Origin of the sequence: Marinomonas ushuaiensis DSM 15871, assembly GCF_000521805.1 — a bacterium.
GTDB lineage: Bacteria > Pseudomonadota > Gammaproteobacteria > Pseudomonadales > Marinomonadaceae > Marinomonas > Marinomonas ushuaiensis.
On the sequence record NZ_JAMB01000013.1, the window covers coordinates 30616 to 46313 of the forward strand.

Genomic DNA, 15698 nt, shown 5'->3' on the forward strand with positions numbered 1-15698 from the left:
TCGTTTAGCCATGATTAAAATAAATCTTGTTTTGGAACATCATCCGATTTAGCCAGTTTGCCTTCACCAACTTTTACTTCAATACTGTCTATTCGCTGGAAGCCTCGAGGAAGTTTTAAACCTCTTCGACCACGTTCGCCAAGGTACTCTTCTAGATCTTTCTCAATAAAAGATATAAAGCGTTTACCCGCATAAGCTGTCAAAAGATCATCAGGCTGAATGCATGCCATGGAAACCATTAATTCTTCTCGATCGGCAGCACGAGCAGTAGGAATACTGATCATTTTATTGCCTTTACCTTTCGCCATTTGTGGTAGAGAAGCCACATCGAAGGCCAGCATACGTCCTTCATTGGAAATAGCGATCACTCGGCCTTGCTCTGGATTTTGAACAAACATAGGCGTCATGACCTGCGCACCTTTCGGCAAACTTAAGGTTGCTTTACCGGCCTTATTCTTCGCATATAGATCTTTAAGCTGAGCAACAAAGCCGTAGCCAGCATCACTTGCAATCAAATAATGCGCCTCTTCATTATCAAGAACCGCCGACACGATCGTCGCGTCTTTCTCTAATGAGATTCGCCCTGTGATAGGTTCACCTTGACCACGAGCAGAAGGCAGAGAGTGCGCTTTAACAGAATAAGTTCGACCATTAGAAGCCAATAGCACCAAGATTTGATTCGAACGACCTTTAGTACTGATTAAGAACTCATCACCAGATTTATAGCTCAAACCATGAACATCAATATCATGGCCTTTTGCTGCGCGAATCCAACCTTGTTTTGAAATAACCACGGTAATCGGGTCATTAGACATTAAATCTTCTTCGCTGAACGCTTGAGACTCTTTACGAGCAACTATAGGCGTACGGCGATCATCACCAAATAAATCAACAGCTTCTTGAATTTCGTCCGTAATAAGTTTTTTCAACTTACGATCAGAAGACAGTAAACCCTCTAAATGCTTGCGCTCTTTTTCTAGCTCATCTTGCTCACCCTTGATACGCATTTCTTCAAGTTTGGCAAGGTGGCGTAATTTTAACTCAAGTATTGATTCTGCCTGTGTATCGCTAAGACCGAATCGAGCCATTAACTCGACTTTTGGTTTTTCTTCTGTACGAATAATGTCGATAACTTCATCAATATTAAGATAGGCTATCAATAAACCTTCTAAAATATGCAGGCGATTAATGACTTTATCTAGGCGGAACTGCAAACGACGACGAACAACATTGATACGAAAACGTAGCCATTCAGATAAAAAGTCTTTTAATGGCTTAACTTGAGGCAAGCCATCCAAACCGATGACGTTCATGTTAACGCGATAGGATTTCTCTAAATCTGTTGTCGCAAAAAGATGCGTCATAACAGAATCAATATCCACACGGTTTGATTTCGGCACGATCACCAACCGAGTAGGGTTTTCATGGTCAGATTCATCACGAAGATCAACAACCATTGGCAATTTTTTCGCCTGCATTTGAGCCGCTATTTGCTCAAGAATTTTACTTCCTGAAACTTGATGAGGTAGCTCATTTACAATAACTTCGCCCTCTTCAACTGTAAATCTGGCCCTCGCTCTGATTTGCCCTTTACCTGTCTCGTACAGCTTAACAATGTCACTTTTAGGCGTGATAATTTCGCCACCTGTTGGAAAATCAGGCCCTTGAACAAAGTTAAGTAAATCATCTAACTCCGCTTTTGGATTATTAAGGAGATGGATACAGGCTCCACCAATTTCGCGCAAATTATGAGGCGGAATGTCTGTCGCCATGCCAACAGCAATACCCGTCGTACCGTTTAGTAGTAGATTAGGAAGCCGAGAAGGTAGAACCGTTGGTTCTTGCAACGTGCCATCAAAGTTAGGAACCCAATCAACTGTACCTTGGCTAACTTCTCTTAATAATACGTCTGCGTATTTTGAAAGACGAGATTCAGTATAACGCATAGCGGCAAATGATTTTGGATCATCCGGTGCGCCCCAGTTACCTTGACCATCTACCAATGGATAACGATAAGAAAAAGGCTGTGCCATTAAAACCATGGCTTCATAACATGCACTGTCTCCATGTGGATGAAATTTACCCAGCACATCACCTACTGTACGAGCAGATTTTTTATACTTAGCACTGGCTTTTAGCCCTAATTCACTCATTGCATAAACAATACGTCGTTGAACCGGTTTTAATCCGTCACCAATGTGTGGCAAGGCTCGATCCAAAATAACGTACATAGAATAATTTAAGTACGCTTTTTCTGTATAGTCTTTTAATGAAAGGGTTTCATTTGACTCGAAATTTGACAATTCACTCAAGGAATCTTTCCTTCTACAAATGTTTACATGTCCACATTATCGCACATGAATATTCCACAAACTATTATGACGGGCTCAACTATAAAGAAAGAACACAAGATGCAGCAACACTAGTCATAAGGTTATCATAGAGGGAACATTATCCAACTATAGCCTTACATATGTACTATTACTTTCCTTGTCGTTATAGACAAAATACTACCGAGCAGTAAATGCCGTTAGTATATGATCCTCCCAAACACCGTTAATTTTTAAGTATTCTTTTGCTATGCCTTCTTTCGCAAACCCCATTCTTTCCAAGACTGCAGCACTTTTCGCATTTCTCGGCATATAACTCGCTTGAATGCGACTGATGTTGAGCTCTTTTTGAATATACTCTACTCCAGCACTCAACATTTCATGCATTACTCCTTTACCTTGTTCACTCTCTCTTAAACTGTATCCTAGATTGCAAACTTGGCAGACACCTCGATTAAAATTAGAATAATTACTATAACCAAGCATCTTATCTTCATTAGGTGAAAGAAGGCAAAGCACCACCCCTTTACCTTCTAAGAAATCCTGACGCATCTCACGCACCCGCAGCAAACAGGTTTCAAAAGAATAATAACCTTCACTTCTCGTTGGTTCCCACGGTGTTAAAAATGCCTTTTCTTGATTAACATAGTCATGCAAAAGACCAGCCTGTGATTCATTTAAAACCTTTAAAATCCCTCGCTCTGTAACGATTCGAGGAAAGCGTGAAGCATATAAACTTGGTGCTTCTGCTTTGAATAACGTATCTCTCAATACTTCAAATAATTTTACCGAGTACTCTTCGTACCAAAAGCTTTCACTTAAAGACAAAAACCGACGCTGCATATCGTGATTCAACCACGCCTCTGCTGCTTGCTTTGTTTGCCAATAAATCACTAAAAAACCGACTTCTCCGGACCCACTTTCTGAACCAAGGTAGCCTGGCTGATTGCTTGCCAGCTCACGAACTTTAGCGGCCATAATGTAATGAATTGGATCATCCAACATCAATTTACTAGACAGCATAGTGGCAAAATAAGGTTTCTTTTGTGAAGAACTAAATACGCTCATTGGATCTCTAAAGTAGATAGATTGGAGTTTGATAATTAAAAGCCTAGTTGATTATATTCACATTTATCAAAATCACAGACTATAGTTAATATTCAAGCTTTATTAGGATAGATCTATGCTGACGAATGCAACAGAACACTAAATACCAAGTATTTTATTATCCTGAGGTAACCGTCAGAAAAAATAGCGCACTATTAAAAATATTTCGGCTCCAAAAAGACAAGTGCGGTAGGATCTCCCTTATTGAGACTTTCCCTTAATCAATAAGGATATGGAAAGCTTATGCCCGCCTATTTCGGCGGGCATTTTTTTGATCTAGTTATTTAATCTAAACCCATTAACTACCTATTTTTCCCAAGTAGAACCAGCGCCTGAAGTAATTGCTTGATATTGATCTGGACGACGATCTCGGAACAGCCCAAAAGACTGGCGCGCCTTACGAATAACAGCCAAATCATACTCAGAATACAAAATCGTACTTTCATCCCTACCTGCTACACATTTCATCGCGCCCATTTCGTCAGTCATAAAAGAAGAGCCGTAGAACTGTATAAAACTGTTTTCGCCATTTTCACGACCTACGCGGTTTGAAGCAATCACTGGCACCATGTTCGCAGCAGCATGGCCTTGCATGGTTCTTTGCCAATGATCCTTAGAGTCCAAATCCGGATAAGGGGGTTCAGATCCAATCGCTGTTGGGTAGAAAATAAGTTCGGCACCTTTTAGAGCAAGCTCTCTTGCCAATTCCGGAAACCACTGATCCCAACAAATACCACAACCAATTCGGCCAAACCTTGTATCCCAAACTTTTACACCTGTGTTACCTGGCGTGAAATAGTACTTTTCTTGATAACCAGGACCATCTGGGATATGAGTTTTACGATATAGGTCAAGCACTTCACCATCAGCATCAATCATTACAAGAGAGTTATAAAATACATTCCCATCCCGCTCAAAGAAGCTAATAGGCAAGACAACACCCAATTCTTTCGCAAGCGAGCTCATAGTCTGAATTGCCAGACAGTCATTGACTGGCTGTGCCCAATCAAAATATTCAGGCTTTTGATCGATACAAAAATATGGCCCCATAAAGAGTTCTTGTAAAAGCACAACATTTGCCTGATTGGCTGACGCCTCTCTTACTTGAGCAACAGCATTATCTAAATTTGCTTGAAAATCAGTACCAACCGACATTTGAACGCAGGCTACCTTTACTTTATTCATCAATCCATCCTTCAAAAAATCGTTATTGAATCAGTTCATGCTAAATAGGTTGTACCGCTCAACACCTTTTTATAAAGCGCAAGCAAGTCTACTTTTTCATTTTCACTCAATGGGCTCAAAGCGATTTTTTCTTGATAACGGTTCAGCAGCACTTGTTCATCATAGCTAACATACTTCAAAACGTCCTGAACGCTATCGCCTTTTAAAATATGGTCGATTTTGAATCCTGTATCAGTCAAATATACGTCGACAGAGCAAGTATCACCGAATAAATTATGCAAATCACCCAAAGTTTCTTGATATGCACCAACTAAGAAAAAGCCCATCAAATAGTCTTCACCTTTTGTTGGCGGTGGAGGCAAAGGCAGAGAAGATTCAATACCTTGACCATCAACATAACTGTATAAACAGCCATCTGAGTCACAAGTAACATCTTGAATTTTACCTCTAAAAGAAGGCGCTTGATCCAACCCCTGCAATGGCAACACAGGAAAAAGCTGATTAATTCCCCACGCGTCTGGCATAGATTGAAATACAGATAAATTGACAAAAACCTTCTCAGCTAATCGCTCATTCAACTCATCTATGACTGCTCGATGACCACGATTACGATTATCCAGTTTAGGCAATAAATTACGACAAGCAGATAAAAACAGATTCTCAGCTTGTGCTCTTTGAGAAAGGTTGAGTTGCCCATGATTATATAAAGTTAAGCTGTCATTAAAGTCATCTAACAAATCATGGTAAATCTCAACCAATGAGCGGCTTTCCTCATCGTTTTCACTTTTCAGGCTTTGGTAAGATGACCACAAACGTTGTAATTCTAGCTCACTACCATCAACGGGTTCTTCTATTGGTAAAAGCTCTGCACCATGAGAAAACACATCCGCAATCATCATGGCATGATGAGCCGTCACCGCACGGCCAGATTCTGAAATTATATGGGGATGAGGAAGGTCATATTGCTCACATACATTATGGAAAGCAAAAACCACATTATTCGCATACTCACCAATACTGTAGTTCGCCGAGAAATCATTCTGGCAACGAGTACCTTCATAATCGACCCCCAAACCACCACCAACATCAACCCATTTCACTTTCACATCCATATGATGTAATTCTGCGTAATAACGCGCGCACTCTTTCAAGCTGTTTTGAATGTCTCGAATACGTGTTATTTGTGAACCTAAATGAAAATGAATGAGTTCTAAACAGTGCAGTAAATCCAATTCGCGCAAACGATCGACTGCGCGCAATAATTGAGACGTGGTCAACCCAAACTTAGATTTTTCACCACCACTGTTCCCCCAGTGAGTTGTGCATGTGGAAGCCAATCGAATACGAATACCAATACGAGGTTGAACACCAATTTTTTCAGCTTCTTCTAAAATCCAATCCAGTTCATGCATTTTCTCAACAACGAGAAAAACTTGATGCCCCATTTTCTCGGCCATCAGAGCAAGATGTATAAATTCTCGGTCTTTATATCCATTGCACACAATAATACCGTCGGCATTTTTATGCATAGCCAATACAGCCATTAACTCAGGCTTGCTGCCGGCTTCTAATCCAACAGTAGATAAATTATCAGGTTGGCAACCCGCAATTTCTTCAACAACACGCCTCTGCTGATTCACTTTAATTGGATAAACAATCGCGTACTTGGCTTGATAGTTATAATGCTCTATCGCTTGTTGAAAAGAGTTGGTGATTTTTTCAATACGTGAATGCAGGATATTAGGAAAACGCACAAGACATGGGTAAGGAATACCTTGTTCTTTAAGAGCGCTAGACAGTTCCGTCAGATCAATGTTGTTTTCTCTATCAGGTAAAGCAACGACCCGGCCTTTATCGTTAATGGAGAAAAAACCACTACTCCAATGACTCACATTATAAAGCTCCATTGAATCTTTAATGGACCAAGGTTTCATATTATCTCCAAAACTAAATCGCTGTGGGTAACACAGGCGTTAAATAATGTATGCCATAGAAAAGATAGTGGCACTTTTTTCTTTTATTAAGAATAAAAAAAGCGGGGCTAAGAAAAATCTTAACTCCGCTTTTACTTCACTGTACAAAGAAATTAAGAAACGTGTTCACCATGTGCTTGTTTATCTGCATGATAGGACGAGCGAACCAAAGGTCCACATGCGGCATGCTTAAAACCAAGGTCTTTTGCTACTTGCTCATAACGTGCAAACTCTTCTGGTGGTACAAATCGCGCCATAGGAAAGTGATGCTTAGAAGGCTGCAAATATTGACCTATGGTCAACATCTCAACATTATGCGCTCTCAAATCTTTTAAGACCTCAACAATCTCTTCGAAAGTTTCACCCATACCAACCATTAAACCAGACTTAGTTGGAACATCTGGACAACGATCTTTAAAGTTTTTCAACAAATCTAATGACCATTGATAATCAGATCCAGGCCTTACTTGACGGTACAAACGTGGAATAGACTCCAAATTATGATTAAACACATCAGGTGGCGCGATAGAAAGTGTATCAATCGCTACTTCCATACGTCCACGAAAGTCAGGAACCAAGGTTTCAATCTCAATATTAGGACTTGCCGCACGCGTTTCAGTAATACAGTTAACAAAATGCTGTGCCCCGCCATCACGTAGATCATCACGGTCTACAGAGGTAATAACCACATACTTTAACTTCATATCACGAATAGCAGCAGCAAGCTCTTTTGGTTCATCTTCTTTCAAAGGGTTTGGACGACCATGAGCGACATCACAGAAAGGACAACGACGGGTGCAAATCTCCCCCATTATCATAAAGGTTGCAGTCCCGTTACTAAAGCACTCACCTAGATTCGGGCAATTAGCTTCTTCACATACTGATGCTAATTTATGTTCTCGCAAAGTACTCTTGATACGAGCAATTTCTGGCGATGCTGGCATACGAACACGAAGCCAATCAGGTTTTCTAGGAATTTCTTCTGTTGGAACAATCTTGATAGGAATACGTGCCATCTTATCGGCACCACGTAATTTTTCCCCTTGAACAACGCGTTTGCGTTCTGCTGTCATTTCACTTCCACCCTTTCTGGATAGTCGGATACGTATACCCGAGTAGTTCAGCAAGCTGACTGGCCAACTGAATTTTAATATTTGATAAAACTACATCGTTATTCAAACGCTTCATATCCACCATTTTCAGGCCTTGGTAGCCACATGGGTTAATACGATCGAAAGGTGTAAGATCCATATCTACATTCAAAGCAAGCCCATGAAATGAACAACCTCTGCTTACACGTAACCCCAATGAAGCAATTTTCTGTTCATTAATATAAACACCTGGCGCATCTGGTTTGGGATAAGCATTTATTATGTTTTTAGCTAAGACTTGAACAATGGCACTTTCCAATACATTAATCAGATCACGAACTCCAATTCCCAAGCGTTTAAGATCGATTAATACATAAGCAACCAATTGCCCTGGTCCATGATACGTGATCTGACCACCACGATCGACTTGAATTACAGGAATATCCCCTGGTGCCAAAAGATGCTCCTCTTTACCCGCTTGCCCTTGAGTAAATAAAGATGGATGCTCTAAAAGCCAAATTTCGTCTGCATCGTCTTTCGAACGAGTTTGAGTGAAGTTTTTCATCCGAGCCCATGCTTCGGAATATTCAACCACACCCAAATCCCGGCAAATCAAATCGAGTGTCACTTACATAACCATTTTAACGGCTTCTATCGCCATTAAATCACCATGTAAAGCAGATAATTGTGCCTCACTTCTTGCCACAATTCGAAAACTATAACTTACAAAACGCCCCTTACTTGAACGATTTACCTTCGCTGTATCAGGATTCATTTCAGGTGCATGAACTTTAAAACACTCAGCAAGCGTTACATGAATATCTTCAACTTCAAGTGAAACTACTTTTATAACGTAGTTCTCACACGGAAATTCTATTTTCGGTGCGTCTGCTGCGTTCTCAGCTTGATCACCATCTTTTGTAATTAGTGCCATTAAATTACCATTCACCCATATTAAGGCTTAAAACAAATTCATAAAAAAGAGCTTAATGCTATCAAACATACGCTTGAAGAAACCACCTTCATCAACCGCCTCTAACGCAACAACAGAACGCTCCAATAACACGTTATCTTTTGTACCAACAACAATAGTACCTAATACGTCACCAATCGCGATAGGAGCAACAATTTGCTGCTGCATATCAAGACTAGCTGGAATAGATTGCCCTTGTTGACGAGGAATTGTAACTAATACATCCTCAGCAAAACCGACTTTAACATTTGACTGACTTCCACCCCAAACACGTGCATTGTTTACCACTTGACCACGACTATAAAGTTTACGTGTTTCATAATATCTGAAGCCATAATCCAATAGTTTTTGAGATTCTACCGCTCGTGCATTATCAGATTTCGTTCCCATTACAACTGTGATCAAACGCGTTCCATTACGAACAGCAGAAGCCGCTAAACAATAACCAGCGGCGTCTGTATGGCCAGTTTTTAAACCATCAACGGTTTTATCACGCCACAACAGCTTATTTCGGTTAGGTTGACGAATGTTGTTATAAGTAAAATATTTCTCAGAATACATTGAATAATTTTCAGGGAATTGCAAAATTTTCGCACGAGACAATTTAGCAATATCATGAGCGGTAGAGTAATGCCCTTCTGCAGGATAGCCGGTAGAGTTCACAAAATTACTGTTCGTCATTCCTAGTAACTGAGCATGTTGATTCATAAGATCAGCAAAAGCAGATTCGCTTCCAGCAATATGCTCTGCAGCCGCAACACTAGCATCATTACCAGATTGAATAATAATGCCACGCATCAAGTCTTCTAACGACACTTGCGTTCCTTCTCGAATAAACATTCGAGAACCTTCCATCCGCCAAGCTTTTTCACTAACGTTAATTTGATCACTAAATGATAAATTTCCGCGAGCCATCTCATATTCAATAATATAAGAGGTCATTAATTTGGTCAGGCTGGCTGGTGGCAATTCTTCGTCCGCATTATGCTCAACTAATATATCACCAGTGTAAGCATCCATAAGAATATAACTGCTTGCTGATAATTGAGGCGGAGCTGGAATCAAAGTAGCAGCAGCCAAAACAGAATTGCTAACAAAACTAAAAATAAGGGTTAAAGTAACCAGGAGTTTTTTCATACTCAAAATGTCGTCTTCTAAAAAAATGTGAATAAATAATACTAGAGCACTAAACGAATCTCTAGCCCAAACAAAGAGCTCTTAAGGCTTAAGGTATCAGAACAACCCTAACAGGGTTTCCAAAACCTTCTTTTTGTAACTTTTCTTGCCAACTAGTCAACTCATTAGCATCACTATAAGGTCCTACTAACACTTTAAAAAGACCATCATCTTGCTGATTGACTAAAATTTTAATCGCTGTATCAAAAGACTCAAATAAACGCTGTTTCAATCTATCTGCTGATTGTTCCGCACTAAAAGCGCCAAGTTGCAAATGTGTGAATTGCTGCTCAGTAGAGATCACTGACACGCTACTTGACGTTACAGGCAACGCCTTAGCAGGTAAGCTTTCTGGTGAACGAGCTATATCTTCATTCACATTGTTCACAGGATTATATATTTCTCCTTGCTCTGGTGTAATAGCTTCAATTCGAACTCGGGCCAAACCTTTCTTATGGTAATCCAGTCTTGCCGCTGCCGCATATGAAAGGTCAATTAATCGGTCACCATGAAAAGGCCCTCTGTCGTTGACTCTAACAATCACAGTTTGCTTATTATCCAGGTTAGTCACCTTTAAATAAGTTGGAATTGGCAAAGATTTATGAGCCGCCGAAAAAGTATACATGTCATATATTTCTCCATTTGAGGTTTTATGACCATGGAATTTCTTGCCATACCAAGAAGCGGTTCCTTCTGCTGAATAGCCTTTAGCAGAATCCATAACCTGATATGTCTTACCCCAAACTTCATATGAGCTCTTGTTACCACCTCGACTTTTAGGTTCCCACTTAGGAACCAAATCAGGAAGATGGTCTACCTTGATATCACCCGTTGGTGCATGATCTTGTAAAATTGAGTAGCGACCACCACCAGACGCTTTGTCATAATCAATATCATCTTGCCCCAAAACGTGACGAGTACTCAGGCACCCATTTAATGTAAGCAAACAAATGCCTGCAACAAATAGTATATTAATTATTTTCATAGCTTCCGATGCTCACAGCAAGTTCTAATACAGACATGGCATAACGCCTGCTTGGGTTATAATCCATAATTGTAAAAAAGTTTTCATAAGCAAGCCAGTAAGTCATATCTTCTGAACTTGTTCGCAAACCAATTAAGCCTGTTTTTACTGGTAAAAAAGACTGTAAAGGCAATACTCCAAGAGAAGACCAGGTTGCCATATCTGTATCAGCTACTCGACCACGATTAATATCAGCAACTACTTTTTTAGGAGCTGTGACTTGAGCAAGAACAAACCAATCTTGATTCGTCACCCAGCCATGGTGCTTAAGATAATTAGCGACACTACCGATTGCATCTGCTTCAGAACCCCATAAATCAATATGACCATCTTGATCATAATCTACTGCAAGCTTTCTATAGTTACTCGGCATAAACTGAACCATACCCATAGCACCACTGTAAGACCCTTTCGTCTCACCAATATTCCAGCCCTCTTCGCGAGCGAGTAACAAATAAGCTTCAAGCTCACTTTGGAAATAGTCTTTTCGCCTTGGGTAATCAAATGCTAATGTCGTTAAAGAAGTAAATACATCTTTCGAACCTGTTATGCGACCGTAATAGGTTTCCACACCAATCAAGGCAACAATCACATCAGATTCAACGCCAAATTCTTGCTCTGCTTTTTTGAGCCACTTCTCATTTTCTTTAGCAAACTGATAGCCCGACTTAGCGCGGGATTCTGTCACAAAACGCGTTTTATATTCATAATAAGGTGTAATCGATTCTGGCTGATTATCCGATTTTTCGATAACAGTAGGACGTACTTTGATATGAGAAAAAGCCAGTTCTAAACGCTCTTTATCATAATCATGATCTAGCGCCATTCGATCAATAAAAATCTGAACATCTGGATTTACAACATAAGAATCAGTCCGATCGTTAGGCATGTCTTCGAGAAGGGAGTTACTAATCCCGGAATTTGAAGGTAGTGAATTATGATCTGCACCGCTACACGCTGTAAGACCAAGTACTAAAAACACTAATACAGCTTGTTTAATCATCATCTAGCTCTCTTATGTGTTTGTATCGACATCAGAATACCGAATGTCGCCATGATGGTAATAATAGAGGTACCACCGTAACTTACGAGTGGTAAGGGTACCCCAACAACTGGCAGAATGCCTGATACCATACCAATATTTACAAACATGTAGACAAAAAAGGTTAAGGTCAAACTGCCCGCTAATAACCTAGCATAATTGTCCTCTGCATTAGCAGCGATATACAAACCTCGAGCTATAATAAGCAAATAAGCCAGAATTAATAAGCCACAACCGAGCATTCCAAATTCTTCAGCAAGAACCGCGATAATAAAATCCGTATGACTTTCGGGAAGAAAATCCAATTGCGCCTGAGTCCCTTCCATCCAACCTTTACCATAAAGACCACCCGAGCCAATCGCTGTTTTTGATTGAATAATATTCCAACCAGATCCTAGTGGGTCACTCTCTGGGTTTAAAAAGGTCAGTACTCGCTGACGCTGATAATCATGCATAACTTGCCACAAGGTATACCCAGCAATAGGCGCGAACGCTGCCGCTCCAAGAATATAACGCCAACCAAGCCCAGCCAAAAACAAAACAAAAATACCTGACACAGCAACCAATATAGAAGTTCCTAAATCAGGTTGCTTAGCAATTAACAGCACAGGCAAAATAATCAAACCCAATACAGATACTATTTGCTTAAATGAAGGAGGCAATTGTTTATCTGAAAAATACCAAGCGATCATCATTGGCATGACAATTTTCATAATTTCTGAAGGTTGAAACCGCAACCCCCCTGGCAAAGACAACCAGCGTTGTGCACCTTTAGCCCCAACACCAAATAACAACACACAAACCAAAAGGCCGGCTATAAAAACAAACAAAGCTGGGGAAGCACGCCGCATATATTTAGGCGGCAATTGCGCTAAAGCTAAACAAATAATTCCCCCTATAATTAAACGAAACACTTGTCGCTCAACCATGGCTTCATTTTGCCCAGAAGCCGAGTACAGAACAAATAAACCACCACCGATCAAAAGTAATATAGAGCCAACAAGCAAAATATCAATATGTACCAATTTCCATAAGCGCGCATTTGTAAAAACCAATGCTCTACGATAAAAGCTCTCAGTCATTATTGCCTACCTTTCAAATAGTCATATTTTGCGGGGTAGTTATCATAAAGATAAGCATCAAATAACTGCTTACTTAAATCTGCAGGTTTAGAACTACTTCCACCATTTTCGAAAATAGCAAACACTGAGATTTTAGGATTTTTAGCTGGAGCAAAGCCAATAAATAAAGCATGATCATGCAAGCGTTTATCTAGCTTATCGGAATCATATTCTTCATCTTCTTGTAAGCTAAAAACCTGCCCCGTTCCAGTTTTACCTGCGATTTCATAATCTGTTCCCTGCAAACGTCTGGCTGTCCCCTTTGAATCAGTGATAACTTTCTTCATCGCATTTGTCATACGATCCCAGTTACGCTGATCATTCAAGATAATGTCGTGAACACCTCCTTTATCACCTTCAAAGGTTGCTGGTTGACTACCAACCATGTTCGCCATACGAGGATTATAATAGTGCCCTTTACTTGCCAGTGCAGCAGTTGCAGAAGCAATCTGCACTGGAGTCGCCACCATAAACCCTTGACCAATACCAACATTCACAGAGTCACCTGGATACCAAGGCTCTTTATACTTCGCTTTTTTCCATTCATTAGAAGGTAGCAAACCAACACTGCTGCCATTTAAATCCAACAAATTACTTTTACCGAAGCCAAAACGAGATAAAAAATTATGTATCGGTGTAATACCCATTTTATGGGACAATTGATAATAATAAGTATCGACAGATTCAATAATAGAGCGTTCTAAATCAATCCAACCATGACCTGTTCGTTTCCAATCTCGATATCGCCGCCCATCAGGATTAATCTGATAATAGCCTTTTGCAAAATAACGCTCAGTCCATGAAGCAAAACCATATTCAAGACCAGCAAGAGCCATAAAAGGCTTTATTGTTGAAGCAGGAGGATAGCCGCCACGTAAAGCACGGTTAAAAAGGGGAAGTTTTTTAGATTGACGAAGTACAGAATAGTCGTCAACTGAAATACCACGGACAAACAAGTTAGGGTCAAATGCTGGCTTAGAAACCAACGCCAAAATCCCGCCTGTCGCAGGATCAATCGCAACAACCGAACCAGTATAGTCCCCTAATAGATCATAAGCATATTGTTGCAATCGAGCATCTAAATACAGATGCAAATCTTCACCAGGCACTGGACTCTGACTCTCAAGTTCAGACATGATCCGCCCACGAGCATTTACTTCAACCTTACTTAGTCCAGCCTCACCGAATAACTCTTTTTCATAAAAACCTTCGATGCCTGTTTTACCAATAAACAAAGCACCTTGATAAGCAAGCCTGTCAACTCGTTCTAGATCATTTGGTGTAATTCGCCCAACATAACCGATAGCGTGTGCAAAAGCTTCACCAAATGGATAATAGCGCGTTAGTTGTGCCTCAACCTGGATGCCGTCTAACTTATACAAATCAACAGCAACTTTTGCCCATTCTTTATCTGACAATTGAGACTTCAAGGTAAGGGATTGATAGGGACGACGATATTCTTTTAGTCTGCTGTCAAAATCTTCCCACTCACTATCGGTTATATCAATAATATCGGAGAGTATATCTTTAAGCTTAGAGAGATTTTCAACACGCTCAGGAATAACAGTTAAACTGTGTATAGGTCGATTATCGGCAAGCACTAAACCATTACGATCAAAAATCAAACCACGAGGTGGTGGATCAGTAATCAGCATAACTCGGTTATCATTTGCCTTGGTTTGATAGAGTTCATGCTCTATAACTTGAAGGTAGAACAGACGAGCCATTAATATGACGACTAACAACACCACAAAAATAGCAGCCGCAAACAAACGACGCTGAGTGAGTCGTTTCTCTTGATGATAATTACGAAAATTTTGATGTCGACGGCTCATCAGTTCACTTTATCGATGATACGGGTGATTATTCATAAGTGTCCAAGCGCGATAGATTTGTTCTGATAGAAGAATCCTCACCATAGGATGAGGCAGAGTCAAACGAGACAGCGACCAAACCTGATCAGCACGAGAGGTACATCGTGGATCAAGCCCATCGGGACCGCCTACTAATAGACTAACGTTGTAACCATCCATTCGCCATTGCTCGGTTTGATCTGCGAGCTGCTCGGTAGACCATTCTTTGCCCAGCACTTCCATAGCAATCACCTTATCTCCAGAAGGAATAGCATCAAGCATGGCATCTCCTTCCTTACGAATGGCTTTCGGTATATCTGTATTTTTACCCCGTGGCGACATAGGTATCTCAATAAGTTCTAGCGCAAAGTCTTTTGGTAGACGTTTTGCGTAATCATCATAACCTTGAGTTACCCACTTGGGCATTTTATTACCAACAGCAATCAAACGAACTCGCATTGCAAAAACCTTATAAAGCTTCTGGTTTAATGTCCCATAACTTCTCAAGATCATAAAATGCTCGAGCTTCTTCAGTCATTACATGAACAACAACATCATGTAAATCAACCAACACCCAATCACTTCCTGCTCCTCGACCTTCAAACCCTAATGGTTGAAGCCCTTTAGATTTCAAGTGCTCAATTACATTTTGCCCCAAACCATTAACATGACGTTTAGAAGTACCGGTACAGATCACCATGTAATCCATCATGTCGGTATGGTTCCCTACATTCAACACAGTGATCCTATCACCCTTAACATCTTCTAATGCTTCAACGGCAAGAGCTAAAATTTGATCTGCTGTGAGATTAAGCTGACTCAT

Annotated in this window: 14 protein-coding genes; all 14 read right to left on the reverse strand. The window is 40.4% G+C overall.

The window, feature by feature from the left end; translation table 11 throughout:
* Positions 1-14: 14 nt before the first annotated feature.
* Complete coding sequence (gene parC / locus MUS1_RS13035; protein ID WP_036163281.1) at positions 15-2312, reverse strand: DNA topoisomerase IV subunit A; 2298 nt, start codon at positions 2310-2312, stop codon at positions 15-17.
* A gap of 198 nt (positions 2313-2510) precedes the next feature.
* Entirely contained in the window at positions 2511-3398 is an 888-nt protein-coding gene (locus MUS1_RS15740) for a GNAT family N-acetyltransferase (protein WP_051436256.1), read from the reverse strand.
* 345 nt (positions 3399-3743) lie between these two features.
* Complete coding sequence (gene aguB / locus MUS1_RS13045; RefSeq protein WP_036163282.1) at positions 3744-4622, reverse strand: N-carbamoylputrescine amidase; 879 nt, start codon at positions 4620-4622, stop codon at positions 3744-3746.
* Between the two features lie 35 nt (positions 4623-4657).
* A complete protein-coding gene (gene speA, locus MUS1_RS13050) occupies positions 4658-6556 on the reverse strand; it encodes a biosynthetic arginine decarboxylase (protein WP_036163283.1) in 1899 nt (632 codons plus the stop codon).
* Positions 6557-6708: 152 nt separating this feature from the next.
* Positions 6709-7668 carry a lipoyl synthase gene (gene lipA / locus MUS1_RS13055; protein WP_036163284.1) on the reverse strand — a complete coding sequence of 320 codons (960 nt, stop codon included), beginning with the start codon at positions 7666-7668 and terminating at the stop codon, positions 6709-6711.
* Position 7669: 1 nt separating this feature from the next.
* A complete protein-coding gene (gene lipB, locus MUS1_RS13060; protein WP_036163285.1) occupies positions 7670-8314 on the reverse strand; it encodes a lipoyl(octanoyl) transferase LipB in 645 nt (214 codons plus the stop codon).
* The gene (locus tag MUS1_RS13065) at positions 8315-8620 is read right to left on the reverse strand and encodes a YbeD family protein (protein WP_036163286.1); all 306 of its coding nucleotides are present in this window, start codon (positions 8618-8620) and stop codon (positions 8315-8317) included.
* Positions 8621-8647: 27 nt separating this feature from the next.
* Positions 8648-9796 (reverse strand): D-alanyl-D-alanine carboxypeptidase family protein, encoded by a 1149-nt coding sequence (locus tag MUS1_RS13070; RefSeq protein WP_036163287.1) that lies wholly within the window; start codon positions 9794-9796, stop codon positions 8648-8650.
* Between the two features lie 88 nt (positions 9797-9884).
* On the reverse strand, positions 9885-10820 hold the full coding sequence (locus tag MUS1_RS13075) for a septal ring lytic transglycosylase RlpA family protein (RefSeq protein WP_036163290.1): 936 nt from the start codon (positions 10818-10820) through the stop codon (positions 9885-9887).
* The gene (mltB, locus tag MUS1_RS13080) at positions 10807-11865 is read right to left on the reverse strand and encodes a lytic murein transglycosylase B (RefSeq protein WP_245595813.1); all 1059 of its coding nucleotides are present in this window, start codon (positions 11863-11865) and stop codon (positions 10807-10809) included. Before mltB ends, MUS1_RS13075 begins: the two co-directional genes overlap by 14 nt.
* Positions 11862-12983: a rod shape-determining protein RodA gene (gene rodA / locus MUS1_RS13085; RefSeq protein WP_036163293.1), complete on the reverse strand. Its 1122-nt coding sequence runs from the start codon at positions 12981-12983 to the stop codon at positions 11862-11864. Before rodA ends, mltB begins: the two co-directional genes overlap by 4 nt.
* Positions 12983-14857: a penicillin-binding protein 2 gene (mrdA, locus tag MUS1_RS13090; protein ID WP_036163296.1), complete on the reverse strand. Its 1875-nt coding sequence runs from the start codon at positions 14855-14857 to the stop codon at positions 12983-12985. Before mrdA ends, rodA begins: the two co-directional genes overlap by 1 nt.
* Before the next feature lie 9 nt (positions 14858-14866).
* Positions 14867-15334 (reverse strand): 23S rRNA (pseudouridine(1915)-N(3))-methyltransferase RlmH, encoded by a 468-nt coding sequence (gene rlmH / locus MUS1_RS13095; RefSeq protein ID WP_036163297.1) that lies wholly within the window; start codon positions 15332-15334, stop codon positions 14867-14869.
* A gap of 10 nt (positions 15335-15344) precedes the next feature.
* Positions 15345-15698: a ribosome silencing factor gene (gene rsfS / locus MUS1_RS13100; protein WP_036163299.1), complete on the reverse strand. Its 354-nt coding sequence runs from the start codon at positions 15696-15698 to the stop codon at positions 15345-15347.

Coding starts and splice junctions, on each gene's coding strand:
- MUS1_RS15740 (WP_051436256.1), bottom strand. CDS start 3,398: ATGAGCGTATTTAGTTCTTCACAAAAGAAACCTTATTTTGCCACTATG.
- aguB (WP_036163282.1), bottom strand. CDS start 4,622: ATGAATAAAGTAAAGGTAGCCTGCGTTCAAATGTCGGTTGGTACTGAT.
- speA (WP_036163283.1), bottom strand. CDS start 6,556: ATGAAACCTTGGTCCATTAAAGATTCAATGGAGCTTTATAATGTGAGT.
- lipA (WP_036163284.1), bottom strand. CDS start 7,668: ATGACAGCAGAACGCAAACGCGTTGTTCAAGGGGAAAAATTACGTGGT.
- MUS1_RS13065 (WP_036163286.1), bottom strand. CDS start 8,620: ATGGCACTAATTACAAAAGATGGTGATCAAGCTGAGAACGCAGCAGAC.
- MUS1_RS13070 (WP_036163287.1), bottom strand. CDS start 9,796: ATGAAAAAACTCCTGGTTACTTTAACCCTTATTTTTAGTTTTGTTAGC.
- MUS1_RS13075 (WP_036163290.1), bottom strand. CDS start 10,820: ATGAAAATAATTAATATACTATTTGTTGCAGGCATTTGTTTGCTTACA.
- mltB (WP_245595813.1), bottom strand. CDS start 11,865: ATGATGATTAAACAAGCTGTATTAGTGTTTTTAGTACTTGGTCTTACA.
- rodA (WP_036163293.1), bottom strand. CDS start 12,983: ATGACTGAGAGCTTTTATCGTAGAGCATTGGTTTTTACAAATGCGCGC.
- mrdA (WP_036163296.1), bottom strand. CDS start 14,857: ATGAGCCGTCGACATCAAAATTTTCGTAATTATCATCAAGAGAAACGA.
- rlmH (WP_036163297.1), bottom strand. CDS start 15,334: ATGCGAGTTCGTTTGATTGCTGTTGGTAATAAAATGCCCAAGTGGGTA.
- rsfS (WP_036163299.1), bottom strand. CDS start 15,698: ATGAGTCAGCTTAATCTCACAGCAGATCAAATTTTAGCTCTTGCCGTT.